Genomic DNA, 21939 nt, shown 5'->3' on the forward strand with positions numbered 1-21939 from the left:
ACCGCTATCGCTGGCAAGCCAGCTCCCACAGTTTTCTGCATTCTGGAGAAGATCATGTTTCACACTTCAAGGCTGACAAAAACATCACTCGCGTTGTGGCTAAGTTTGGCCGCCGGCACTGCACTGGCCGCCATCACCCCCCAGCAAGCCGAACAACTGAAAACCACCCTGACCCCACTCGGTGCCGAGCGCGCCGGCAACGCAGCGGGCACTATCCCGGCCTGGACCGGCGGCATCACCCAGGCCCCGGCAGGCTACAAACCGGGCCAGCATCACCCCGATCCGTTTGCAGCGGACAAACCGTTGTTCACCATAACCAAAGCCAACCTCGACCAGTACAAATCCCATCTCAGCCCGGGCCAGATTGCGCTTTTCAACAGCTACCCTGACACCTTCCAGATGCCGGTCTATCCTTCGCGTCGATCAGGTTCGGCGCCGCAATGGCTGTATGACAACACCCTGAAGAATGCGACCTCGGCCAAGCTGCTCGAAGGTGGCAGCGGGTTCTCCGATGCCTATGGCGGCGTGCCGTTCCCGGTGCCCAAGGATGGCGTCGAAGTGCTGTGGAATCACATCACCCGTTATCGCGGCATCTACGTCGTACGCCGTGCCTCCGAGGCGCCGGTCCAGCGCAATGGCAGCTTCGCACTGGTGACCTCGCAGCAGGAAGCGCTGTTCAACTATTACCGTCCCGGTGGACAGTTTGCCGACCTGAAAAACATCCTCTTCTACTACGTGGCATTTGTGAAAAGTCCGGCACGGCTGGCGGGCGGTGCAGCGCTGGTGCACGAAACCCTCGATCAGCTCAAGGATGCGCGCCAGGCCTGGATCTACGACGCCGGCCAACGCCGCGTGCGCCGCGCGCCGAACCTTGCGTACGACACGCCGATCGCCTCGTCCGATGGCCTGCGCACTGCCGATGACACCGACCTGTTCAACGGTTCGCCGGATCGCTACGACTGGAAGCTCAAGGGCAAGCAGGAAATCTACATTCCCTACAACAACTACAAAGTCGGCAGCCCCGACGTGAAGTACGCGCAACTGCTTACCCCCGGCCACCTCAACCCGCAATTCACCCGCTATGAGCTGCACCGCGTGTGGGTGGTGGAAGGCAACCTCAAGCCGGGTTCGCGGCACATCTATTCCAAGCGCGTGCTGTTTCTGGATGAGGACAGTTGGGGGGCTGCGTTGGTCGATCAATACGACGGGCGAGGGGAGTTGTGGCGCGTGTCGATGGCCTACCTGAAAAACTTCTACGACCTGCCCACCACCTGGAGTGCGCTCGACGTTTTCCACGACTTGCAGGCACGCCGTTACTACGTGCAGAACCTCGACAACGAAGAATCGGAAACCGTGGACTTCGCCCAACCTGCGCCTGAGGACGCGTACTTCATGCCGTCGGCATTGCGCCAACGCGGCACTCGATAAAGAAAGAACCACGCCCCCCTACATAAGGCGGGGGAATTCTGAGGTGGCTGTTCTAACGCAATCGCGGGCAAGCCCGCTCCCACACGTTCTGAGTCGAACACAACATCTGTGAACGACTCAGAACCCTGTGGGAGCGGGCTTGCCCGCGATTGGTTTTTAGCTTCAGCGCGAAATCAGGATCAAACGCGGAAGTGGCTCACCATCTGCTGCAGCTGACCACCCAACCGTGCCAGTTCAACGCTGGACTTGGCGGTTTCATCACTCGCCGCGGCGGTCTGCTCAGACACGTCGCGCACGTTGATGATGCTGCGGCTGATCTCTTCGGCCACGGCGCTTTGTTGTTCGGCAGCGGCGGCGATCTGCTGGTTCATCGACTGGATGTTCGACACCGTGCGGGTGATGTTTTCCAGCGATGCACCGGCCTTGCGGGTCAGGGCGACGCTGCTGTCAGTCAGGGCGCGGCTGTTGTTCATCACTGTCGAGACCTGCTGGGTGCCGTTCTGCAAACCGGCGACCAGGCCTTCGATTTCTTCGGTGGATTTCTGCGTGCGCTGGGCCAGGCCACGAACTTCGTCGGCGACCACGGCGAAACCACGACCGGCTTCACCGGCACGTGCCGCTTCAATTGCGGCGTTGAGCGCCAGCAGGTTGGTCTGTTCGGCGACGGCTTTGATCACGTCCATGACGCTGCCAATCTTGTCGCTTTCCTGTTGCAGCACACTCATGGCTTCAGTGGAGCGCGCCACTTCGCTGGCCAGACGCTCAATCTGTGTGATGGCCTCGTTCACGACCTTGTCGCCTTCACGTGCTTCGCCGTCAGCCGCAGCGGCTGCTTGCGAAGCCTCCTCGGCGTTGCGCGCGACTTCCTGCACGGTGGCAGTCATTTCGTGCATGGCGGTGGCGACCTGATCGGTTTCGATCTTCTGGCTGTTTACACCGGCGCTGGTCTGCTCGGTAACGGCCGACAACTCTTCGGCAGCACTGGCGATTTGGGTCACGCCGTCGCGGATGCCGCTGATCAAGTCGCGCAGGGTGACGCCCATACGCGCGATGCCTTGTTGCAGCACACCGAGTTCGTCGCGGCGGGTGACGGTGACGTTCTGGGTCAGGTCGCCGCTGGCGATGCGCTCGACCACGGCCAGGGTTTCTCGCAGTGGGCGGGTGATCTGACGGGTGATGATGACCGCGGCAATCACGCCAACCAGCAGGGCCAGCAGGGTGCTGATCAACTGGAAGGTACGCGCCTGAGCGCTTTCGATGTCGCGACGATCAAGCTGAATCTGATACAGCTGCTCGCTCAGGGTCACGATGGTGGCGCCCTGATCCGTCATTTCCTTACGCGCCTGCACGGCTTCGCTGTTGGCGTTTTTATAGGCCATCAACGCGCTGCGATAATTGGTCAACGCCGTTTCCAGCTGACGCAGGGCATCTTGCTGAGTATCAGCGAAATGCACATTCAGCTGTTTGAGGCTGGCGATCGCCACGTCGATTTGGGCGATGGCTTTCTGCTCGGTTTCGGCGTTGGTGGTGGCGGTGTAGCCGCGCACTTCGTAACGGGCGAGGATGAACGCTTCCTTGGCGGCACTGATGGCCTGGAACTGCTCGAAACGCTGCTCGCTCATGTCCATTTGCTGAACGCGCTTGCTGATCGATTCGATCAGGTTGTACGCGCTCTCGGCGTTGACGCTCATGGTGTCGCGCGCGGTGTTGCCGGTGCGATAGGCGTTACGCATTTTGTTCAGGGACGTCTGGTATTCGGCGATGGTCGCCGCCTGCTCCTTGAGCAGCTTGACGTTTTCCGGACTCTTGAAGCTGCTGATGAGCTTCTGCTGTTGCGCGGCGAAACCGTCGAGGGTGGTCTGTACATTCTGCGCGGCGGTTTCGTCGCCGTTGGTCAGCATATATTGCAGGCGCACCACGCGCAGTTTGGTCAGGCCGGAGTTGAGCTGGGTGATGTCGCTCATCCAGTTACTGCGGTCAATCAGGCCGCCCAGGCTGGTCCAGCCGGTCAGGGCCAAAACGCAGGTCAGTGCCAGGACAAGGCCGAAGCCCAGGCCCAGTTTCATGTTCACGCTGATGTTGCCGAACCAGCTATTCATCACAATATCCTCCAGAAACTTGTGTTTCTTGATCGTCGGTAAGCTGGAAGATTGTTGTTTTTTGAGCCAGCAATGGTGTTAGCAGGTCTGTATCGGCAGCGAACGCGAGAGCTGAAAGGTTTTTTGTCGGACAGAATTTGTAACAAGCTATCCCAAGACTTTTTTCACATGGGTTTCACTGGCTGCCCACGCGGGCGTCGGTAGCTTTGTCGCATCGAATGACAAGTGATGCATGCTAGCGAGGCGGCTTTTGTGGAATTGAGACTGAATCTGTTTGGCGTCAATCGCTCGATTGATCTGAGTGGTCTGGCCCGTTTTCGAAACACCTGGGTGGTGTTGGCGGCATCGGTGCTGGTGATTCCGTTGACCCTGTGGCTGCTCGCACCGGCCGCGGTGCCGGATCTTGCCCACGGCAACATCACCGGCGCGCAGGCGTTGGCGCGGGGATGGGCAGAGGGCGACATGATCGTGCTGGTGCGCCACGTCGAGCGCTGCGATCACTCCAGAGCGCCGTGTCTGAGTGGCCGTGATGGCATCACCGACCGATCACGCAGTGCAGCTGTTAGCGTCGGTGCGCAGTTCGAGCAGTTGGGCCTGACTAACGCCGATATCTACAACAGCCCGACCATGCGTACCGTGCAGACCGCCGGTTACATGTTCAACCATGCCGCCACTGGCGACGACTGGCTGATCAACTGCAAGGGTCGCATGTTGCGCGATGCGCTTGCCCACAAGATCGCCGGTCGCAACCTGATTCTGGTGACGCACAGCGAATGCATGGAACAACTGGAAAAAGATCTGAAAGTAGCGGGCTCCGATCTCGGTTACGGCGCTTCGTTGTTCGTCTCCGCTGCCAACCCGGCGGCTCCACAGATGCTCGGTTTTATTGAAGCCTCCGACTGGCGCACGGTGACCAACCGATGAACGCTCGTTTTTACGCTTATAACTTCGGCATCCCGCTGGCCTGTGCGGCGCTGGTGTTTTTACTGTTCGACATGACCCGCATCGACATCGCCTTCAGCAACCTTCTGTTCGATCCGCTGACCCAGACCTTTCCGCTCGACAAGATTCACTTGTTCGAAAAAATCACCCACAAATGGGCGCGGATCATCCCCAACTGGACCGCCGAAATTGCCCTGATCGGCGCCATGCTGTCGGTGGTCTGGCCGCTGGTCAATCCGCAGAAGCATCAGCGACTTGGCGCATTTCTGGAACGCAGCAAAGTCGCTCCCGTGTTGCGATTTACCGCTGATCACCGTAGGGATTTTCTGTTTGTGGTGGTCGCGTTTGCGGTCTGCACGGGTGTGATCCATTTCCTCAAATCCCACACCAGCGTTTACTGCCCGATCGAGACGACGTTGTACGGCGGCAAAATGGCCCACATCGAGTGGTACAGCAATTTTCAGCTGTTCCATGAAGCCGGTAGCGGCCGATGCTGGCCGGGCGGGCACGCCTCTGGCGGCTTCACCATGCTGGCGCTGTACTTTGTGGGGCGCCGGTATCAGTGGCGCTTTTCCAGCGCGCTGTTGTGGGGCTCGTTGTTGCTTGGTTTCATCTACGGCACGACGCGAGTTCTGCAGGGCTGGCACTACATGTCCCACACGTTCTGGGCCGCAATCTTTGTCTGGTTCGCGTGTTTGCTGACGGCGCTGGCGTTTTATGGGCGGGCGCGGTTGGAGAGACCTGTGTTGCAGAAACATGAACAATGTCTGCCCGCCCAAACCCCGTCAGGTCTGGAAATGCCGTTCAATTGACCAGCGGATAAGCGATGGCGAGGGAGCTTGCTCCCTCGCCACACTGATTCAGTCGCTGACGAATCAGCGTGCCGCCCGACCATAAGCCGCCAATGCTGAACAAATTGTGAATCTCACCCCAGCCGTCGTGACCAGCGCTGATCCGGTGCTTCGAAGCCCGGATTGACCAGCGCAGTCAGCACATGATCCTGCCAACGTCCGGCAATGTTCAAATACGCCTTGGCGTAGCCTTCCTGCTCGAAGCCCAGTCGCTCCAACAACCGTGCACTGCGCTCGTTGCCGGGGATGTAATTGGCCATGATCCGGTGCAGGTTCTGGGTCTCGAACATGTAACTAATACCGGTCTCCAGCGCTTCTTGCATCAGGCCCTGGCCTTGCTGCGTTGCGTCGATGTGGTATCCCAGATAACACGCCTGAAACGCCCCGCGAATGATGCCGCTGAAATTGCAGGCGCCGATCATCTGCTGGCCGTCCGCGCTCAGCAGCGCGAAATGCATCGCCAACCCGGCGTCGAAGGCGCTGCCCTGGATCTCTAGACGACGGCGAATCTGTGCAGTGGAAAAATAGTCGGTCGTACGAATAGGCGACCACGGCGCGAGGTGGCGCTGGTTGCGTTGATAGAAGTCGCTTTCCAGTTCGGCCTGATCCGGGGCAAGGATGGCGAGCGTCAGGCGTTGGCAGGGCAGGGTCAACAACGGCATCGGTCGCTCCGGGCAGGGGTGTCAAAGGACAGAATTGCCCGGAGCGCCCAAAAATACAAACGGGTTGTGAGTTGCCTGATCCTCTACGGAAAGTTGTGGGGGGATCTCAGGTGAGTCGGTTTTCTGAAGGGAGCCAGACAACAGGCAAAAAAAAGCCCGCGGGAGAGCCGCGGGCGAACCGTAGTTTCTTGAATGAGCGAGCGGACTTTACAACGTTGGTTGAGTCGCAGCAGTGAAGAAAAATTCATCTCGATGAGCTGCCCTGACCCGGTCTGACAAGCGGTCGGTCCGCGCCCACTTCAATCATCAATGGCGCACTTCAGGGGGCGGTGAAGCGGGCGATCCCTGCTGCACAACTTGATCCCGTGCCCGGCAAACCACAATCTCGGCCAATGCGCTCAATTGCTTGATGGCCACCGCAATATGGCGCTGGGAGCCGTCGCACTCATCCGCAAAGTTTGCGCTGATGAGCGCGAGGGATTCGAGAAGATCACTGGCATGCGTGAGCAGGGTCATCGTGTCGACATCTTCGCGCACGCTGAACATTTGCTTGAGTGGCACGGTACGGCGGGGTTTTCTTTGGTTTGAGCCTGTGACGCTGGCGTGGGTTTTCTGGCCGGGCGTTTGCGCGTCGGCCGGGACCGGACCGACAAGCGTGAGTCGGGTGATTTTTTTCATGACGTAGCTCCGTGGAGTGAACGATCTCGGCGGCTGCGGCCTGGCAAACCGCCCGCTGGATGGCAGCGAAGCGTGGAGGGTAGCGCCGTGGAAATTGGTGCACCAGTTCATGAAAGTCGACGCGTGTTGAGGGAAATTTCCTAGGACGTGAAATGTAGGAAGTGAGAGCAATGGATGGATAACTGTCGGGGGCACTGTGAGTGCAGAAACGCTCGTTGCAGCGAGCTTTTTCTTGTCGACTGGAAAGAGCGTCTGGCTCAATACTCCGTCACCTTATCCTCACGCAAAATCCACCCTGCCTCTCCCGCCACCAACTTGTACTGAACCTGCCGCATCTTCCCCGTCCGGCCGGCACCCGCGTCGGCGTTGTTGTAAACCGGGAAGCGCTGCACCAGCGTGTTCTCCACTACGGCAAATGAATCTTCTCCCTGATATCCGTCGGCGATTTTCGGGTTTTCGCTGATGGGCGGCAGATAGATTTCGCTCAGGGATTTTTTGTTGTTGGCGGAGTAGGCGATCAGTTCGCCCGGCATACTGCGTCCAGGCGTACGGGTGAAAATGTAGATCTCAGGTGAGCCGTCGTTATTCAGGTCGCCAATCTCGGCGCGGACGATGTTGCCGTTGAGCGGACGGGTTTGCACCGTGTTATCGATTTCCAGGCCCTTGGGTTCGATACGCACGATGGATTTGCCATCCACCTGATCCGTCTTTACATGAAAGTGGATGCCCTGCAGCTCCAGGTTCTGGTCGAATGCCGCGTTGTTATCCACAGCGTCGCCGTTGGCGAGGCTCAGTGAAATCGCGTAATCGGCCACTTCATTGCGCCGGGCAGCATTGCGCATGAGATAGACCTGCACCGTGTACTCGCCATCGGCGGGCAGCGAGCCGAGAAAGTGATTGCCCATCATCGAGCCGTTGAACAGGGCGTAATCGGAGTTTTTGGCGGTGATGTTGAAGTAGGCAGACGTGTTGGTGGGCTTGAAGTCCACGGTCAGTATCTGCCCAGCCTTGGCGTTGAGTTTGTACTCAGCCGTTTTATAGCCCTTGATCGACTGTTTGAACTGCACACTGCCATAGCCACTTTTGTAGTTGACCTGCTGGATTCTTGGCGAGATGTCGGTAGTCGCGGCGTGGGCAGACAGTGAAAGTAGGGCAGCCAGTGCGGCGCCGAGCCAGATGTTCATGAGATTCCTTGGGTTATTGCCTGTGTGCTCCGAAGCATAGATCCGGGGCGGCACGCGCGTCCAACCGGGCTGGTGATCAAATCCCGATCTCCAGATGCGACAAAGCCCGCACTGGGCGGGCTTTGTCGTTGAGTTGGTGGAGCCGGGGGGATTTGAACCCCCGTCCGCCAGTACTCCGCTGTCGGTACTACATGCGTAGCCGTTTCTATTAAGTTAACCCTCAGCGACCCGAAGGGCAGGGTGCTTTGGGCGAGTTGTGTAAGTTTTAGCCGCTTCGTCCACAACGTACTGCACGGCGATTCTGTTCTATATGACAATCATTTTGGGTTTACAGACATCCCCTGATGATTGCTGGACCCGAAGGTACCAGAAGGGAAGGCTAAGGCTGCTTACGCAGCGAGAGCGTATTCCCCGTAGGTTTCGTCATTGGCAACTATAAGAAGTTGCAACAGTGGATTTACGAGTTCTGTTACCAACTCGGCATGCACCTAAAGTTTCGCAACCGGCGTCGAATCCTAAACGGCCCCGAACTCATTGCTCTGTACATCTTGGTGAGCAACAAGCCTGCGCAGTGTACGCCAATCGGCGGACAAGGCCAACCCGAAGGTTGGCCTTCTGGTACGTCATTTATTTTCAGGATTACGAGTTTGTATTTTCGTGACCACGTTGGAGGTGATCGCAACGCATTCCTTGTCATTCCCGGCTTTTTGAGCCATTTCAGCTTTTTCCCGGGCGGCTTTGATGTTGTCGTCGGTATTTTCCGAAAGAGCCGGCTGGCTGGTCTCGAAGTCCTTGATAATTTGAAGATTCCCGGCACAAAGGTCTTTGTCTGCCGCAAATACCGGCGACGTCAGCAGGGCACCAGCGATGAACAATCCAGCTATTGCAGAATGCTTCATAGGTATCTCCTAGAACGGTTGGTCTCGGTGCTGCCGGGCGGTCTGGCGGCTATTCCGAGGTCGCTACAAGCCTCGTTTGCTTGGGGCTTGATCAATCGACTATAGCTGCGCTCAGGAATTCGGTTTTTTTTTACACATGGTATGAAAAGGTTGGTTCACCAAAACATGTCGATGAGGCCAACCCAGTCGGTCCGTGATCATTTCTTGGTGTCACCCGTAGACTTCTGGATTTCCAGAAGGGTCTGCTGGGTTTCAACAAGGCACTCGTCTGTTTTGCCTTGGGCCTTGAGAGCCTGTGCTTTGCTGACACTCGCCGAGACGCGCGCATTCAGATCCGGTGATGTCTGGTATTGGGCCTTGGAGTTGTCGATTGTCTGCAAATTCGCATCGCACAAGCTGGACGGTTTGCTATCGGCGAACGAAGTGGACGCCATCATCGAGGCAGTAACGAACAGACCGAACAGTACAGAACGCTTCATGGGAATCTCCTTGCACTGAGGAATCCGGACTTCGCTGACCGTGAGTAGGGTCAACGAAAGAAGGACAGGCCCCGACTGTTCGAGGCCTGTTCTGTGGACTACCGTCCCGCTCAAGGGTTCTGATTTTCTTCAGCAGGCCTTCGCTCGGGTGACCCGATCCACCAGATAAACCAGGCCGTGATAGTCGATCCCGCCATGTTGCGTCAGTCCGATTTCGCACGTCCGGCTCGTGGAAATCCCCTCACTGCAATGCTGCACCGCGTCCTTGAGCGTGCGCAGCGAGTGGCTGTTCAGTTCCGGCGTGGTAAAGCCCTTGTCCCCCGCGAAACCGCAGCAATGAATGCCTTCCGGAATCACCACGTTCTTACTGCACTTGCGCGCCAGATCAATCAACGCCTGGCTTTCGCCCAAATGCTGAGTGCTGCACGTCACGTGGACGGCGATCGGTGCTTCCTGAGGCGTGAAATCCAGCCGATCGAGCAGATGCGTACGAATGAAACGCACCGGGTCGTACAGATCCAGGCGAACATCTCCCACGTCCTGCACCAACCGCAGCGTGCACGGACTGGTGTCGCAATAAATCGGATCGAGCCCGCCGCGACTTGCGTGGAGCAGCGCGCTGATCAGCTCCTGACGCTTATGCTCGGCTTGTTCGGCATAGCCTTTGGAGGCGAATGGTTGGCCGCAGCAAAGATTGTCCTGATTGTCGGGAAAGACTACCTGGTAACCGGCCTTTTCCAGCAGTCCACGGGTTTTGTCGTACAGCGACATCTGCTCTTTGTCACCTGCCGCCGGCCCCATGACCCGCGAGACGCACGCAGCCAGATAAACCACTCGAGGGCGTTCGTCCGACACATTCGGACTGAAGCGAATGGCTCTTTCCGGTTGTGGCATCGCGTTCGTCCACAACGGCACCTGGCCCTTGGACAAGCGGGTCAGCGTTGCCGATAACTTCGCCAGACGCGGCGCCCCCAGCAGCATCCGCGCGCCGTTCGCCACATGCAGCGTGAAGCGCGCGCCTTGCAGCGTCTTGGCGAAATTTCCTTCGATCCAGTCAGCGGTTTTCTTGTGCGTTGCGTGTCGGCCGCGAAGCTTTTTCACCAGCTCGCCGGTATTGATGCCTACAGGACAGCGTTGTGCGCAGAGACCTGTTGCGGCGCAGGTTTCGATGCCTTGGTACTCGTAGGCTTTTTCCAGTTCAGTGGTATCGATCCCTGCGCGTTTTTTCGCCTGAATGTCGCGCCAGATCACGATGCGCTGGCGCGGGCTCAGGGTCAGGCCTTTCGACGGGCAGACCGGTTCGCAGAAGCCGCACTCGATGCACTTATCGATAATCTCGTCAGCCGCCGGCAGCGGTTTCAAGTGCTTGAGGTGGATCTGCGGATCTTCGCTGAGCACCACGTCCGGGTTGAGAATACCGTTAGGGTCGAGCAGACGTTTGAGCTGCCACATCAGTTGGTAGGCGTCGCTGCCCCATTCCAGCTCAACAAACGGCGCCATGTTGCGCCCGGTGCCGTGTTCGGCCTTGAGCGAGCCGCCGAACTCCACCGCCACCAGTTGCGCGACGTCGTCCATGAACGCTTGATAGCGTGCGACTTCTTCCGGGTTGTTGAAGCCTTGGGTGAAGACGAAGTGAAGATTGCCTTCCAGCGCATGTCCGAAAAGGATCGCCTCGTCGTAGGAATGTTTTTCGAACAGTTCGATCAAGCGGTTTACGCCGATCGCCAGTTGTTCAACCGGGAAGGTCACGTCCTCGATGATCACCGTGGTGCCGGTTTTACGCACGGCGCCGACGGCGGGGAAGGTGTCCTTGCGGATCGCCCAGAGGCGTGCGTTTTCAACGGGGTCTTCGCTGAAGTCGACCTGCTTTTCTACCGGGAAACTGCTGATCGACGCCATGATCTGCGCCAGTTGTTCCTGCAGCAACGTGGAAGAGGCGGCGCGGGATTCGATCAGCAGGGCGCAGGCATTGTTCGACAGCAGCTGTACGAAAGCGGGCATGCCCGGTTTGTCCTGCACCGAGCGCAGGCTGCGGCGATCCAGCAGTTCTACCGCTGACACTGGCTGGCTTTTCAGCACGGTGACCGCGTTGCAGCAGGTTTCCACATCCGGGAACACGATCAGCGCTGAAGCCTTGTGCGGATGATCGATGACGGTGTCGTAAGTCACCGCGCTGATAAAACCGAGTGTGCCTTCGGAGCCGACCAGCAAGTGGCTCAAGATATCCACAGGCTCGTCGAAATCCACCAGGGCGTTGAGCGACAGGCCGGTGGTATTTTTCAGACGATATTTGTGGCGGATTCTGGCAGCCAGTTCGGCATTGGCGCGGGTCTCGCGGCTCAACGTCGCCAAGCGATCTAGCAGATCACCATGGCTTGCACGAAACGCCGCGACGCTGGCGGCGTCTTCAGTATCAAGTCGCGTGCCGTCGGCCAGTACCAAGCGAATGCCTGCCAGCGTGTGATAAGTGTTTTGTGCGGTGCCACAGCACATGCCGCTGGCGTTGTTGGCGACGATGCCGCCGATTTTGCAAGCGTTGATCGAGGCCGGGTCCGGGCCGATCTTGCGTCCGAATGGCGCCAGCCACGCATTGGCCTGCGCGCCGATCACCCCCGGCTGCAGACGGATTTGTGTGCCTTGGCCACGTATTTCGCGAGCGTTCCAGTTATCCCCAAGCACGATCAGCACCGAATCGCTGATCGCCTGACCGGAGAGACTGGTGCCGGCCGCGCGAAAGGTCACCGGCACATGATCGCGCTGTGCCAATTGCAACAGCTTCACCACTTCATCTTCGGATTCAACGCGTATCACCAGTTGCGGAATCAGTCGATAAAAACTGGCGTCGGTGCCGAAGGCCAATGTCGACAGCGGATCGTCGAAGCGGCGATCCGCCGGAATCAGTTGTTGCGCATCACGCAGGAAATTCGCCGGGAGCGTCATTGGTCCTCCAGGATCAGCACGACGAGGTCTTTCGGGCCGTGGGCGCCATAGGCCAGCACTTGCTCGATGTCAGCGGTTTTCGACGGGCCGGACACCAGCAACGCGTTGGTCGGCATGCCTTGGGCCCATTGGAGTTCATGTTGCACCTGGTAGAAGTTGTCGCGGATTTCGCTGGCCTTGAGCAGGGCGAAATGTACGGGCGGCACCAGGCTCATCAGGCGCGGTTCTTCGCGGGTTGGCCAGAGAATCAGGCTGCCCGTGGCGGCAATGGCACCCAGGGTGCCGGTGAGGCTGGCCGGGGTGTCGTTGAACAGCTCGGCTTTCCATTCTTCCATCGGCCGGTCGTAGGATTTCAACGCCGGCAGATCAGGATTGTTCGCCCAGTGTTGGGTGATTTTTGCACCGTGAGGCGTCGTCGGTGCGATCAACAGACTTGGCAACTGACGGTCGTGCAGCAATTGTGCGAGCAGTGCAGGCCATTCCTCATCACACGTCAGATGGATCTCGGTATGGACCGCTTCCATCAATTTGCGCAATTGCGGAATGCGCTGTTCGGCGCTGTAGGTGTAAGGCTGAGTTACCAGTTCGACGTCGAAATCGTCGGCAATCGGCGTGGCGCCGATCAGACTTTTGCGCAGTTTGCCGAGGATGTTTTGCTTGGCGCTCATCAGCGGTCTCCCTGTTTGGCCAAGTGCTCGCGGGCCATGTCGTGCAGTGAGCGGGCGGCGGGTTTGGGCGCGCTGTGATTCTGCGTCCATGGGCCAACATTGCTTGGCGTGAGGGCGCGCAAGCGCGTGGCGAAAAAGCCGAACAGCCGATACAGCGTCGGCGAGCTATTGAGCTTGGCCCAGGCGTTCCAGATAAAGCGTTCCTTGCGCGAATACTTGCTGCCCTGACCGCGCATCACTTGATGAGGACTGTCCGGGGCCTTGACGTTTTCTTCGCGTAGGCGACGTAGCAGCGCGGGGATAGGAATTTTTACCGGACACACTTCACCGCAGGCACCGCACAGCGAAGACGCACTCGGATGATCCGGCACTTTGGCCAGGCCGACCAAGTGTGGGGTGATGATTTTTCCTATAGGGCCGGGGTAAACCTCCCCATAGGCGTGGCCGCCGATTCGCGTGTAGACCGGGCAATGATTCATACAGGCGCCGCAGCGAATGCAGTTCAGGGTCTGGCGCAATTCGCTGTCGGCAAAGGCCTGGCTGCGACCGTTGTCGAGAAGCACCAGATGCACTTCTTGCGGACCGTCGAGTTCATGCTCCTTGCGCGGGCCGGAGATCATGTTGACGTAAGTGGTGATCGGAATGCCCAGCGCCGAGCGGGTCAGCAGCGATAGCAGCGGCACCACGTCGCGCAGATTTTCGACGACTTTTTCGATGCCGGTGACGGCGATGTGCACCGGCGGCACGGTGGTAGTCATCCGGCCGTTGCCTTCGTTTTCCACCAGCAGCAGGGTGCCGGTTTCGGCCACGGCGAAGTTGACGCCGGAAACGCCGATGTCCGCTTCGAAGAATTTCTGCCGCAGGACTCTGCGACCGATCTGAATGAGTTGGTCAACGTCCTTGGTGTATTCCACGCCAAGTTTGTCGTGGAACAAGGACGCGACCTGACCGGCATTCTTGTGGATCGCCGGCATAATAATGTGTGAAGGCTTTTCGTGGTCGAGCTGGACGATGTATTCCCCCATGTCGGACTCCAGACATTCAATGTCTTGAGCCTCGAGGAAATGGTTCATCTCCATCTCTTCGCTGACCATCGATTTGCCCTTGATCACTTGCCGCGCCTCGTGAGCACGGATGATCGATAAGACGATGCCATTGGCCTCGTCCACCGTTTCCGCCCAGTGCACTGTCACACCGTTGCGGGTCAGGTTCTGTTCCAGTTGCTCGAGCAGGTCGGGCAACTTGGAGAGCGCGCGGGCTCTGATCGAGTTGCCCAGTGCGCGCAAATGTTCTCTTTCGTGGGCATCGCCAAAAGCCGCTGCCCGCTTGGTCATCAGTGAATCCATGGCAGTGCGGAAATTGTTCCGTAACTGCGGGTCACCCAAGGCGTTGTGCGCCCGGGTGCGGAAATCTTCTTCTACGGCGACCGTAGGAATAATCGCGGAAGTGCTCATTGCGCACCTCCGGTTCGTTGCCACAGGAAACTGGCCAGATGTTGGCCGCGCAACGCTTCCTGTTGTTTCTCCAGCGAGCCGTTGATGTTCATCAAGCAGCCGCAGTCGGCACTCAAAATCCTGTGTGCGCCGGATTCCTTCAATGCCCGGGTCTTGTCAGCCACCATCGCGCCGGAAATGTCTGGCATTCGGACGCTGAATGTCCCGCCGAAGCCACAGCATTCGCTTTCGTGGTCGTGGTTGACCCGTTCCACATTGCTCAACTGCGCCAACAACTCGCGACCGTGCAGGTGGGTGTTCATCTCGCGACGCGCAGAACACGACGTGTGCAGCGCGACTTTTACCGGCTCGCCACCGTCCTTGAGCTGCACTTTGCAGACGAACAGCAGAAACTCTGCCAATTCGTAGGTTCGTGCCGCGAGGGCCTGAACCTGTTTCAAGGTTTCTGGCTCTTCCTTGAACAAGTCGGCGTAGTGCTCGCGCAACATGCCAGCGCAGGAGCCCGATGGCACCACCACCGGATAATCCCCGGCGAACAGTGCCAGTTGCGAGCGCGCCACCGTCCGCGCTTGCTCGGTGTAACCGGAGGTGTAGGCCGGTTGTCCGCAGCAACTTTGCCCTTGCGGGTACTCGACCCGAATCCCTTCGCGCTCCAGCAAGTGGATCGCGTCCATCCCGGCTTCGGGGTAGAACAGATCAACCACGCACGTCCCGAACAGATAGACCCGCGACGGTTTCTCGCTGGGGTATTGCCGAGGTTCGGGCAGTGGCGGTGCCACGCGGGTCGCGTTCGGCACGGCGTTGTAAAAAAGCTCGCTCATCAGGCGTGTCTCCGGGTTGTCCCGGTTATCCGTCCGCTGAGGCTGCTGAATATAAAGAGTGTTGCTTTCAGCAGCCTTACAGACCGGGTTGTGAATTGCTGACGCCGGAATCACGAACCGGCGTCGGTTATTTCCATGTCGCTTGCAGTCTTCTTATAGGTTTAGTGCACCAGCATGCCGGTGAGCCAGTAGGCCTGAGCCAGCGTGATCAGGCCGACGATCGTTGCAAAGAATAGGCTGTGCTTGAGGGTGAAGCGGAACAGGTCCGATTCCTTGCCGACCAGACCGGTCGCGGCGCAGGCCACGGCGATCGATTGTGGCGAGATCATCTTGCCGGTGACGCCGCCGCTGGTGTTTGCCGCGACCAGCAGAGTGTCATTGACGCCGATCTGGTGCGCGGTGGTGGCTTGCAGCGAACTGAAGAGGGCGTTGGACGAGGTGTCGGAACCGGTGAGGAATACGCCCAGCCAGCCCAGGAACGGCGAGAAGAACGGAAACGCTGCGCCAGTACCCGCCAGCACCAGAGCCATGGTCGAGGACATGCCGGAATAGTTAGTGACGAACGCGAACGCCAACACCATGCCAATCGACAGAATAGGCCAGCGCAGTTCGTAGAAGGTCTCTTTCAAAGTGGTCAGACCAGTTTTGAAATTGATCTTCAGCACCAGCATCGAGATCAGTGCGGAGAAGAAAATCGCCGTGCCGGTCGCGGAAATCGGGTCAAGTTTGAACACGGCTGGAATGGCGGTCGGTGCGGCCACGATCGGTGCAGTCTTGATCACCAATTGATCAAGGTGCGGAATCGCGAAGTTGAACACCCACGCGTACATCGAGCCGCCGGCAGCGAACATTGCTTTGAAAGGCTTGAGCGTCCAGATCGTCACCAGCACGGTGAGGATCAGGAACGGCGACCAGGCGATGAAAATTTCCCAGAGGCTGTAAGGCGAAACCGCGGTGGCGCGCTTCTGGCCAAAACCGCCGACGCTGCCGGTGATGGCGGCGCTGGAAGTCGCGCCGGCTATTTGCGCGCCAGCGGTACGTTTTGGCTGCCAGATTTTCAGGAACAGGGTCAGGGAGATCAGGCTGGCCAGGGCCGAGGTGATGTCCGGCAGTTCCGGGCCGATGAAGTTCGAAGTGAAGTACTGAGTGATGGCAAAGCTAAGGCCCGCCACCAGCGCGGCCGGCCACGTTTCACGTACGCCGCGCATGCCGTCCATCATGAACACTAGCCAGAACGGCACGAATAGCGACAGCAGCGGTAGCTGGCGACCAGTCATGGCGCCGATTTTGAAAGCGTCGATACCGGTGACTTGGCCGGCCACGATGATCGGAATCCCCAGAGCGCCAAACGCAACCGGCGCGGTGTTGGCGATCAGGCACAGGCCTGCGGCGTACAGCGGGTTGAAGCCCAGGCCTACAAGGAGTGCCGCAGTAATCGCGACCGGCGCACCGAAACCGGCGGCACCTTCCAGGAATGCACCGAAGCAGAAACCGATCAGCAGCACCTGCAGGCGCTGGTCATCAGTAATCGACAGTACGGAGCTGCGAATAACTTCGAACTGACCACTTTTGACTGTCAGCTTGTACAGGAACACCGCCGCGACAATGATCCAGGCTATCGGCCACAAACCATAGGCGAAGCCATACCCGGCAGCGGCAAACGCCATGTCGACCGGCATCTGGAAGGCGAAAATAGCCACAGCGATGGACAAGGCAAGCGTGATGCTGCCGGCCACATGACCTTTGAGGCGGAACACCGCCAACGCGAGGAAGAAGAAAACGATGGGAATGACGGCCGCGAGAGCGGAAACGCCAAGACTGCCGAGCGGGCTGTAGATCTGTTGCCAGGTTTGCATATGGGGTGGCCCCTAATTGTTGTTGGTCAGGCACTGTCAGCGTTCTTGGTTAATTGGTAATACCAATTAACAATCGCTGTTGGCTAGGGTAAAAGCCTTGATGTGGGTGTGTCAATTTGTCGCCCTGAAACTTTTGTCGAATGAGCGGTGCAGATGTCATCTGATTCGGTTCGGGCGGTGTCGTCTGGTAGGTGTCGTGATGGCGCCGATAGGCCAGAATAGAGAGCCCGGCGAGCGGTCGGGCTCGTGGAGAAGTGAGTTATGGGGTTTGATCAGATACGTCAGCGCCGTTTGTCTGACGATATTGTCGAGCGGCTCGAGGGGATGATCCTCGAGGGCACGTTGAAGTCCGGTGAGCGGCTGCCGGCTGAGCGCGCGCTGGCTGAGCAGTTCGGGGTTTCACGCCCATCGTTGCGCGAAGCGATTCAGAAACTGGCGGCCAAGGGGTTGCTGGTCAGCAAGCAGGGCGGTGGCAACTACGTGGTGGAATCGCTCGGTTCGACCTTCAGCGATCCGCTGCTGCAACTGCTCGAAAGCAATCCTGAGGCGCAGCGCGATTTGCTGGAATTCCGGCATACCCTGGAGGCATCGTGCGCCTATTACGCTGCATTGCGCGCAACCGATGTGGATCGCGAACGGCTGACTGCGGCGTTCGAAGAGTTACAGGACTGCTATTCGCGTCATGACGAAGTGAGTCGGGTGGAAGAGGGCGCGGCGGATGCGAAGTTTCATCTGGCGATTGCCGAGGCCAGTCATAACGCGGTGTTGTTGCACACGATTCGCGGTTTGTTTGATTTGCTCAAGCGTAACGTTGTGACCAACATCGGCGGCATGTACAAGCAGCGCACGGAAACCCGCGACATGCTGATCACCCAGCATCGGGAATTGTATCTGGCGATTATTGAGGGGCGTGCGGAGCAGGCGCGGGAAGTTTCCAGCCGACACATTTTGTATGTGCAGGAAGTGCTGGAAGAGGTGCGGCAGGAAGTTCAGCGCATGGCTCGGGCGGAGCGGCGCAAGGGGATGTGATTTTTAAAGCAAAAAATCGTCCGATCACGGTCCGAGCCTGCGGCGGCCGCGATCGGACGATCTTTGCTTTTTGGGGGGAAGACTAGTCTTCCTTGCCCTTGTTACGCACAGCACGCTGCAACTCACGACCGGCGTCGCGCTCGCGCTCGGTGTCACGCTTGTCGTATTCCTTCTTGCCCTTGCCCAGAGCAATCTCGCACTTGACCATGTGCTTGCTCCAATACCAGGACAGGCATACGCAGGCGTAACCCTTTTGCTGCACTGCCGCGGCGAGCTTTTCCAGCTCTCGGCGGTTGAGCAGCAACTTGCGCGTGCGCGTCGGGTCAGCGATGACGTGGGTGCTGGCGGTCATCAGAGGCGTGATATGACTGCCGAGCAGCCATGCTTCGCCATCCTTGAGCAGCACGTAACTGTCGACCAGTTGCAGCTTGCTTGCCCGCAGACTTTTTACTTCCCAGCCGGCCAGGACCAGACCAGCCTCGAACTTATGCTCGATGAAGTAATCGTGTCGCGCCTTTTTGTTCTGCGCGATGGTCCCTGTTGGGTGTTTCTTCTGTTTAGCCATAGGGGCGGCATTATATGGAGATAAACGGCTGTCGGCTACGGTGATGCTGCGTGCTTGAGCAGGTTGAGTGAATCCCGGACAATGCGGCCTCTTTTTCTAACGCTTGGGCGTGATAAACGATGTCGACAGACAAGGTTTCTGTCCACGGCAGTTGGGCTAGCCGCTGGGTATTCATACTCGCCGCGACCGGTTCGGCCGTGGGACTGGGTAGTATCTGGAAGTTCCCGTACATGGTCGGGGTCTACGGCGGCGGTGCCTTTGTGCTGATGTTTCTGGCATGTATCGCGTTGATCGGGATCCCGGTCATGTTGGCTGAAACCCTGATCGGGCGGCGTGCGCGGCAGAGTCCGGCCAACGCTTTGAAGGTGCTGGCGGTAGAAGCCGGGCATTCGGGCAAGTGGTCGTGGGGCGCGTTCGCCGGGATGATCACGGCGTTGTTGATCCTGTCTTTCTACAGTGTGGTCGGCGGCTGGTCGCTGGATTACATCATCGATATGGGGCGTGGCGACTTTCAAGGTGCCACGGCCGCTCAGGTCGGTGCCTACTTCGGTAATGTGATCGCTGATCCATGGCGCCTGACACTTTGGCACACGATTTTTATGCTGCTTTCAGCGCTGGTGATCGCCAAAGGCGTGGTCGCCGGGCTTGAACGCAGCTTGCGAATCATGATGCCGTTACTGTTTGTGATGATTCTGGTGCTGCTCGGCTACAGCATGACCACTGGGCATTTCATGGAAGGCGTGCATTTCATGTTCGACTTCCACCCGGAAAAAGTCCTCGACGGATTACTCCCGGCGATGGGCCACGCATTCTTTTCGCTGAGCGTGGGCGTCGGATCGATCATGATCTACGGCGCTTACATGCCGAAGAATTCGTCGCTCTCTGGCACGGTCGTCGGTGTGGCGCTGCTCGATACGTTTGTATCGCTGGTGGCCGGTCTGGCCTTGTTCCCTATCGTGTTTGCCGCGGGCCTGAACCCGAGCGAAGGCCCTGGCCTGATGTTCGTCAGTCTGCCATTTGCCTTTGGTAACGTAGCGTTCGGCCAGTTGATGGGGGTAGTGTTCTTCGTGCTGGTGGCGGTTGCCGCCTGGAGTTCGGCGATTTCCCTGCTGGAGCCGATGGTCGCGTACCTGGTTGAACGCACGAAAATCAGCCGCGCCTGGGTGACATTCTGGTTGGCTTTTACCTGCTGGTTCGTGGGTCTGGGCACGGTGTTTTCCTTCAATATCTGGAAGGAAGCCAAGTTTTTCGTGAACGAAGGCGGGATGTTCCACCTCTATCAATGGGGTGCGGCAAGCGGTCTGGACTTCTTCGGCGTGATCGATTTCTTCACCTCGCGGATCATGTTGCCACTCGGTGGTTTGTGTTTCGTGTTGTTTGCAGGCTGGGTGATGGGCCGTGAAGCAGTGCGCGACGAGTTGTCGATCCGCAATCCGGCGCTGTTCTCCCTGTCCCTGTTCTTGATGCGCTATGTGGCGCCCATCGGCATTCTTGTAGTGTTTGCCGCTCAGCTCTGGAAGTAACGCTTACATGACGACACATATTCAACGATCGGCGCTGCTGCCTTACCCGGCGCAATTTCTCTACGACCTGGTCAATGACGTGGCGCGTTATCCGGAATTTCTGCCGTGGTGCTCGTCTGCCGAGGTGTTGGAGAGCTCGCCTGAGCATATGCGTGCAAGTGTCGGCGTGGCCAAGGGTGGCCTCAGTCAGCATTTCGTGACGCGCAATACGCTGGTACCGGGGCAATCCATCGAGATGAACCTTGAAGAAGGCCCGTTCAATCAGTTGCACGGCGTCTGGGTATTCAAGGTGCTGAACGAGAAGGCCTGCAAGATCAGCCTGGATCTGTCGTTCGACTATGCCGGGCCGTTGGTGCGAGCCACGCTGGGGCCGCTGTTCAATCAGGCTGCGAACACGCTGGTGGATGCATTCTGTCAGCGTGCCAAACAGATGCATGGTTGAGTCGGTGATCGAGATAGAGGTCGTGTATGCGGCCGTTGATCGTCAGGTCTTGCGCGCGGTCAGTGTCCCCGAAGGGACGACTGTGCGTGATGCCTTGTTCAAGTCCGGGATTGGCGATGAGTTCCCTGAGCTTGATCTGGCCGAATGCCCGGTAGGGATCTTCGGCAAAGTAATCGCTGATCCAGAGGTTCGCCTGATTCAGGCGGGGGATCGCATCGAAATTTATCGGCCGTTGCTCGCCGATCCGAAAGAGGTGCGGCGTTTGCGTGCTGCCAAGGCAGCTGAGGCGAAAGCTCGAAATCAGTAAGAAGCCAAACGGCAGGCAATAAAAAACCCGGAATTTCCGGGTTTTTTACTGCGTCGCAAATTATTGCGGCGAGGTGTCCAGCGGCTCTGGCGTCGGAACCGGAACGGTTTCTACACCATCGACGTCCTTCTGGATCTGATCCAGCAAGGAACCTGGTTTCACCGGTTTTTCCGGTGTTGGCTTCTCGGCGTTTTCAGCAGGAGCGGTCACGTTGGTGCCACTGTCCTTGCCGAGAATGGCTTCGTCACGGCTTACGCCCGGCATAAAGTCACCGGACAGGCTGACGAGCTGGTCGTTTGAGTTGAAAATAACACTCATGCGTTCCTGCTGACGTTCACCGCCACCAGGTTGCAGGCTATACAGATAATCCCAGCGATCGGCATGGAACGTGTCGGCAAGCAGAGGGTTGCCCATGATAAACCGTACTTGCGGCCGGGTCATTCCCGGGCGTAACTGGTCTATCATGTCCTGCGTGACGACATTGCCCTGCTGGATGTCGATTTTGTAAACCCCGGGGAATGAACAACCGGCGAGTGCGAGCAGTCCCACAAAGGTGAAACTGGTTAGCAAGAGCTTGGTGTTTTGCATCGGTGGGCGACTTCCACTATCTTGGCTGGGACAACGTAAACGCCGATCATACCCGTATTAAGAGAAGCTGCGAAGCAGCATCGCGAGAAAGCTGACCATGGTTGAAAATAGCGAACTACGCAAAGCTGGCCTCAAAGTGACCCTGCCACGGGTCAAGATCCTGCAAATGCTCGACTCTACAGAGCAGCGTCACATGAGTGCCGAGGACGTCTACAAGGCGTTGATGGAAGCGGGCGAGGACGTCGGTCTGGCCACGGTTTACCGTGTTCTGACCCAGTTCGAAGCCGCTGGCCTGGTGGTCCGTCACAACTTCGACGGCGGCCACGCTGTGTTTGAATTGGCCGACGGTGGCCACCACGACCATATGGTCAACGTGGAGTCCGGTGAAGTGATCGAGTTCTTCGACGAAGAAATCGAAAAGCTTCAGAAGTCGATCGTCGAGAAGCATGGCTTTGAGATGGTTGATCACAATCTGGTGCTGTACGTACGCAAGAAAAAGTAAGCATGTCGCGCGAATTTCAGGT

The 21939-nt window shown here is 58.2% G+C and carries 21 protein-coding genes, 1 other RNA gene and 1 pseudogene; 8 read left to right on the plus strand and 15 right to left on the minus strand.

Annotated elements, in window-relative coordinates; genetic code table 11:
* Nucleotides 1–54 precede the first annotated feature (54 nt).
* Nucleotides 55–1428, plus strand: coding sequence for a DUF1329 domain-containing protein (locus AB4P97_RS27775; RefSeq protein ID WP_273877766.1), 1374 nt, complete (start codon nucleotides 55–57; stop codon nucleotides 1426–1428).
* A gap of 179 nt (nucleotides 1429–1607) precedes the next feature.
* Here AB4P97_RS27775 and AB4P97_RS27780 read toward each other — a convergent pair whose 3' ends face one another.
* The gene (locus AB4P97_RS27780; RefSeq protein WP_395602971.1) at nucleotides 1608–2471 is read right to left on the minus strand and encodes a methyl-accepting chemotaxis protein; all 864 of its coding nucleotides are present in this window, start codon (nucleotides 2469–2471) and stop codon (nucleotides 1608–1610) included.
* Between the two features lie 42 nt (nucleotides 2472–2513).
* Nucleotides 2514–3527, minus strand: a pseudogene (locus AB4P97_RS27785) (methyl-accepting chemotaxis protein); the annotation flags it as partial.
* Between the two features lie 252 nt (nucleotides 3528–3779).
* Between AB4P97_RS27785 and AB4P97_RS27790 the strand changes: the two are divergent.
* Together AB4P97_RS27790 and AB4P97_RS27795 are read left to right on the plus strand one after the other, a co-directional pair.
* Nucleotides 3780–4451 (plus strand): histidine phosphatase family protein, encoded by a 672-nt coding sequence (locus AB4P97_RS27790; RefSeq protein WP_115147494.1) that lies wholly within the window; start codon nucleotides 3780–3782, stop codon nucleotides 4449–4451.
* Nucleotides 4448–5281 carry a phosphatase PAP2 family protein gene (locus AB4P97_RS27795; protein WP_042557565.1) on the plus strand — a complete coding sequence of 278 codons (834 nt, stop codon included), beginning with the start codon at nucleotides 4448–4450 and terminating at the stop codon, nucleotides 5279–5281. Before AB4P97_RS27790 ends, AB4P97_RS27795 begins: the two co-directional genes overlap by 4 nt.
* Before the next feature lie 113 nt (nucleotides 5282–5394).
* On the opposite strand, the gene rimJ is transcribed toward AB4P97_RS27795, so the two are convergent.
* From rimJ to AB4P97_RS27850, 11 genes are all read right to left on the minus strand, one after another.
* Nucleotides 5395–5982 (minus strand): ribosomal protein S5-alanine N-acetyltransferase, encoded by a 588-nt coding sequence (gene rimJ / locus AB4P97_RS27800; protein WP_395601895.1) that lies wholly within the window; start codon nucleotides 5980–5982, stop codon nucleotides 5395–5397.
* A 306-nt stretch (nucleotides 5983–6288) separates the two neighbouring features.
* The gene (locus AB4P97_RS27805) at nucleotides 6289–6660 is read right to left on the minus strand and encodes a DUF6124 family protein (protein ID WP_210702710.1); all 372 of its coding nucleotides are present in this window, start codon (nucleotides 6658–6660) and stop codon (nucleotides 6289–6291) included.
* Nucleotides 6661–6917: 257 nt separating this feature from the next.
* On the minus strand, nucleotides 6918–7844 hold the full coding sequence (locus AB4P97_RS27810; protein ID WP_395601896.1) for a hypothetical protein: 927 nt from the start codon (nucleotides 7842–7844) through the stop codon (nucleotides 6918–6920).
* Between the two features lie 134 nt (nucleotides 7845–7978).
* Nucleotides 7979–8371, minus strand: a transfer-messenger RNA (tmRNA) gene (gene ssrA / locus AB4P97_RS27815).
* 96 nt (nucleotides 8372–8467) lie between these two features.
* Entirely contained in the window at nucleotides 8468–8743 is a 276-nt protein-coding gene (locus tag AB4P97_RS27820; RefSeq protein ID WP_042557568.1) for a hypothetical protein, read from the minus strand.
* Nucleotides 8744–8940: 197 nt separating this feature from the next.
* Nucleotides 8941–9222: a hypothetical protein gene (locus AB4P97_RS27825; protein WP_047299691.1), complete on the minus strand. Its 282-nt coding sequence runs from the start codon at nucleotides 9220–9222 to the stop codon at nucleotides 8941–8943.
* A gap of 129 nt (nucleotides 9223–9351) precedes the next feature.
* Complete coding sequence (locus AB4P97_RS27830; protein ID WP_042557570.1) at nucleotides 9352–12162, minus strand: FAD-binding and (Fe-S)-binding domain-containing protein; 2811 nt, start codon at nucleotides 12160–12162, stop codon at nucleotides 9352–9354.
* Entirely contained in the window at nucleotides 12159–12830 is a 672-nt protein-coding gene (locus AB4P97_RS27835; protein WP_047299692.1) for a lactate utilization protein, read from the minus strand. The genes AB4P97_RS27830 and AB4P97_RS27835 overlap by 4 nt, the downstream gene beginning before the upstream one ends.
* On the minus strand, nucleotides 12830–14284 hold the full coding sequence (locus tag AB4P97_RS27840) for a LutB/LldF family L-lactate oxidation iron-sulfur protein (RefSeq protein ID WP_395601897.1): 1455 nt from the start codon (nucleotides 14282–14284) through the stop codon (nucleotides 12830–12832). Before AB4P97_RS27840 ends, AB4P97_RS27835 begins: the two co-directional genes overlap by 1 nt.
* Nucleotides 14281–15105 (minus strand): (Fe-S)-binding protein, encoded by an 825-nt coding sequence (locus AB4P97_RS27845; protein WP_200611270.1) that lies wholly within the window; start codon nucleotides 15103–15105, stop codon nucleotides 14281–14283. The genes AB4P97_RS27840 and AB4P97_RS27845 overlap by 4 nt, the downstream gene beginning before the upstream one ends.
* A gap of 161 nt (nucleotides 15106–15266) precedes the next feature.
* Nucleotides 15267–16961 carry a lactate permease LctP family transporter gene (locus tag AB4P97_RS27850; protein WP_047299695.1) on the minus strand — a complete coding sequence of 565 codons (1695 nt, stop codon included), beginning with the start codon at nucleotides 16959–16961 and terminating at the stop codon, nucleotides 15267–15269.
* A 261-nt stretch (nucleotides 16962–17222) separates the two neighbouring features.
* Here AB4P97_RS27850 and AB4P97_RS27855 point away from each other — a divergent pair, with 261 nt between their 5' ends.
* Nucleotides 17223–17990 (plus strand): FCD domain-containing protein, encoded by a 768-nt coding sequence (locus AB4P97_RS27855; protein ID WP_042557575.1) that lies wholly within the window; start codon nucleotides 17223–17225, stop codon nucleotides 17988–17990.
* Nucleotides 17991–18072: 82 nt separating this feature from the next.
* Here AB4P97_RS27855 and smpB read toward each other — a convergent pair whose 3' ends face one another.
* Complete coding sequence (gene smpB, locus AB4P97_RS27860; RefSeq protein ID WP_007900551.1) at nucleotides 18073–18555, minus strand: SsrA-binding protein SmpB; 483 nt, start codon at nucleotides 18553–18555, stop codon at nucleotides 18073–18075.
* Between the two features lie 119 nt (nucleotides 18556–18674).
* On the opposite strand from smpB, the gene AB4P97_RS27865 reads away from it, so the two are divergent.
* Genes AB4P97_RS27865 through AB4P97_RS27875 form a run of 3 tightly spaced genes read left to right on the plus strand, consistent with a single transcriptional unit; the run spans nucleotide 18675 to nucleotide 20827 of the window.
* On the plus strand, nucleotides 18675–20078 hold the full coding sequence (locus AB4P97_RS27865) for a sodium-dependent transporter (protein ID WP_395601898.1): 1404 nt from the start codon (nucleotides 18675–18677) through the stop codon (nucleotides 20076–20078).
* A gap of 7 nt (nucleotides 20079–20085) precedes the next feature.
* Entirely contained in the window at nucleotides 20086–20520 is a 435-nt protein-coding gene (locus tag AB4P97_RS27870) for a type II toxin-antitoxin system RatA family toxin (RefSeq protein WP_016986510.1), read from the plus strand.
* Nucleotides 20513–20827: an RnfH family protein gene (locus AB4P97_RS27875; RefSeq protein WP_047299696.1), complete on the plus strand. Its 315-nt coding sequence runs from the start codon at nucleotides 20513–20515 to the stop codon at nucleotides 20825–20827. The genes AB4P97_RS27870 and AB4P97_RS27875 overlap by 8 nt, the downstream gene beginning before the upstream one ends.
* A 60-nt stretch (nucleotides 20828–20887) precedes the next feature.
* Here the strand turns inward: AB4P97_RS27875 and AB4P97_RS27880 are convergent, their stop codons facing one another.
* Nucleotides 20888–21415, minus strand: a complete 528-nt coding sequence (locus tag AB4P97_RS27880) for an outer membrane protein assembly factor BamE (protein ID WP_042557578.1) — start codon at nucleotides 21413–21415, stop codon at nucleotides 20888–20890.
* A gap of 97 nt (nucleotides 21416–21512) precedes the next feature.
* Here AB4P97_RS27880 and fur point away from each other — a divergent pair, with 97 nt between their 5' ends.
* Complete coding sequence (gene fur, locus AB4P97_RS27885; RefSeq protein WP_016771770.1) at nucleotides 21513–21917, plus strand: ferric iron uptake transcriptional regulator; 405 nt, start codon at nucleotides 21513–21515, stop codon at nucleotides 21915–21917.
* Nucleotides 21918–21939 lie beyond the last annotated feature (22 nt).

It is taken from the genome of Pseudomonas sp. A1230, assembly GCF_044218825.1.
GTDB lineage: Bacteria > Pseudomonadota > Gammaproteobacteria > Pseudomonadales > Pseudomonadaceae > Aquipseudomonas > Aquipseudomonas iridis.

What these genes read in the sequence shown, in the direction of transcription:
- AB4P97_RS27855 (WP_042557575.1), top strand. Translation starts at nt 17,223, where the DNA reads ATGGGGTTTGATCAGATACGTCAGCGCCGTTTGTCTGACGATATTGTC.
- AB4P97_RS27780 (WP_395602971.1), bottom strand. Translation starts at nt 2,471, where the DNA reads ATGGGCGTCACCCTGCGCGACTTGATCAGCGGCATCCGCGACGGCGTG.
- AB4P97_RS27845 (WP_200611270.1), bottom strand. Translation starts at nt 15,105, where the DNA reads ATGAGCGAGCTTTTTTACAACGCCGTGCCGAACGCGACCCGCGTGGCA.
- AB4P97_RS27830 (WP_042557570.1), bottom strand. Translation starts at nt 12,162, where the DNA reads ATGACGCTCCCGGCGAATTTCCTGCGTGATGCGCAACAACTGATTCCG.
- AB4P97_RS27810 (WP_395601896.1), bottom strand. Translation starts at nt 7,844, where the DNA reads ATGAACATCTGGCTCGGCGCCGCACTGGCTGCCCTACTTTCACTGTCT.
- AB4P97_RS27825 (WP_047299691.1), bottom strand. Translation starts at nt 9,222, where the DNA reads ATGAAGCGTTCTGTACTGTTCGGTCTGTTCGTTACTGCCTCGATGATG.
- AB4P97_RS27865 (WP_395601898.1), top strand. Translation starts at nt 18,675, where the DNA reads ATGTCGACAGACAAGGTTTCTGTCCACGGCAGTTGGGCTAGCCGCTGG.
- AB4P97_RS27850 (WP_047299695.1), bottom strand. Translation starts at nt 16,961, where the DNA reads ATGCAAACCTGGCAACAGATCTACAGCCCGCTCGGCAGTCTTGGCGTT.
- AB4P97_RS27875 (WP_047299696.1), top strand. Translation starts at nt 20,513, where the DNA reads ATGGTTGAGTCGGTGATCGAGATAGAGGTCGTGTATGCGGCCGTTGAT.
- AB4P97_RS27795 (WP_042557565.1), top strand. Translation starts at nt 4,448, where the DNA reads ATGAACGCTCGTTTTTACGCTTATAACTTCGGCATCCCGCTGGCCTGT.
- smpB (WP_007900551.1), bottom strand. Translation starts at nt 18,555, where the DNA reads ATGGCTAAACAGAAGAAACACCCAACAGGGACCATCGCGCAGAACAAA.
- AB4P97_RS27870 (WP_016986510.1), top strand. Translation starts at nt 20,086, where the DNA reads ATGACGACACATATTCAACGATCGGCGCTGCTGCCTTACCCGGCGCAA.
- AB4P97_RS27880 (WP_042557578.1), bottom strand. Translation starts at nt 21,415, where the DNA reads ATGCAAAACACCAAGCTCTTGCTAACCAGTTTCACCTTTGTGGGACTG.
- AB4P97_RS27805 (WP_210702710.1), bottom strand. Translation starts at nt 6,660, where the DNA reads ATGAAAAAAATCACCCGACTCACGCTTGTCGGTCCGGTCCCGGCCGAC.
- AB4P97_RS27775 (WP_273877766.1), top strand. Translation starts at nt 55, where the DNA reads ATGTTTCACACTTCAAGGCTGACAAAAACATCACTCGCGTTGTGGCTA.
- fur (WP_016771770.1), top strand. Translation starts at nt 21,513, where the DNA reads ATGGTTGAAAATAGCGAACTACGCAAAGCTGGCCTCAAAGTGACCCTG.
- AB4P97_RS27835 (WP_047299692.1), bottom strand. Translation starts at nt 12,830, where the DNA reads ATGAGCGCCAAGCAAAACATCCTCGGCAAACTGCGCAAAAGTCTGATC.
- rimJ (WP_395601895.1), bottom strand. Translation starts at nt 5,982, where the DNA reads ATGCCGTTGTTGACCCTGCCCTGCCAACGCCTGACGCTCGCCATCCTT.
- AB4P97_RS27820 (WP_042557568.1), bottom strand. Translation starts at nt 8,743, where the DNA reads ATGAAGCATTCTGCAATAGCTGGATTGTTCATCGCTGGTGCCCTGCTG.
- AB4P97_RS27840 (WP_395601897.1), bottom strand. Translation starts at nt 14,284, where the DNA reads ATGAGCACTTCCGCGATTATTCCTACGGTCGCCGTAGAAGAAGATTTC.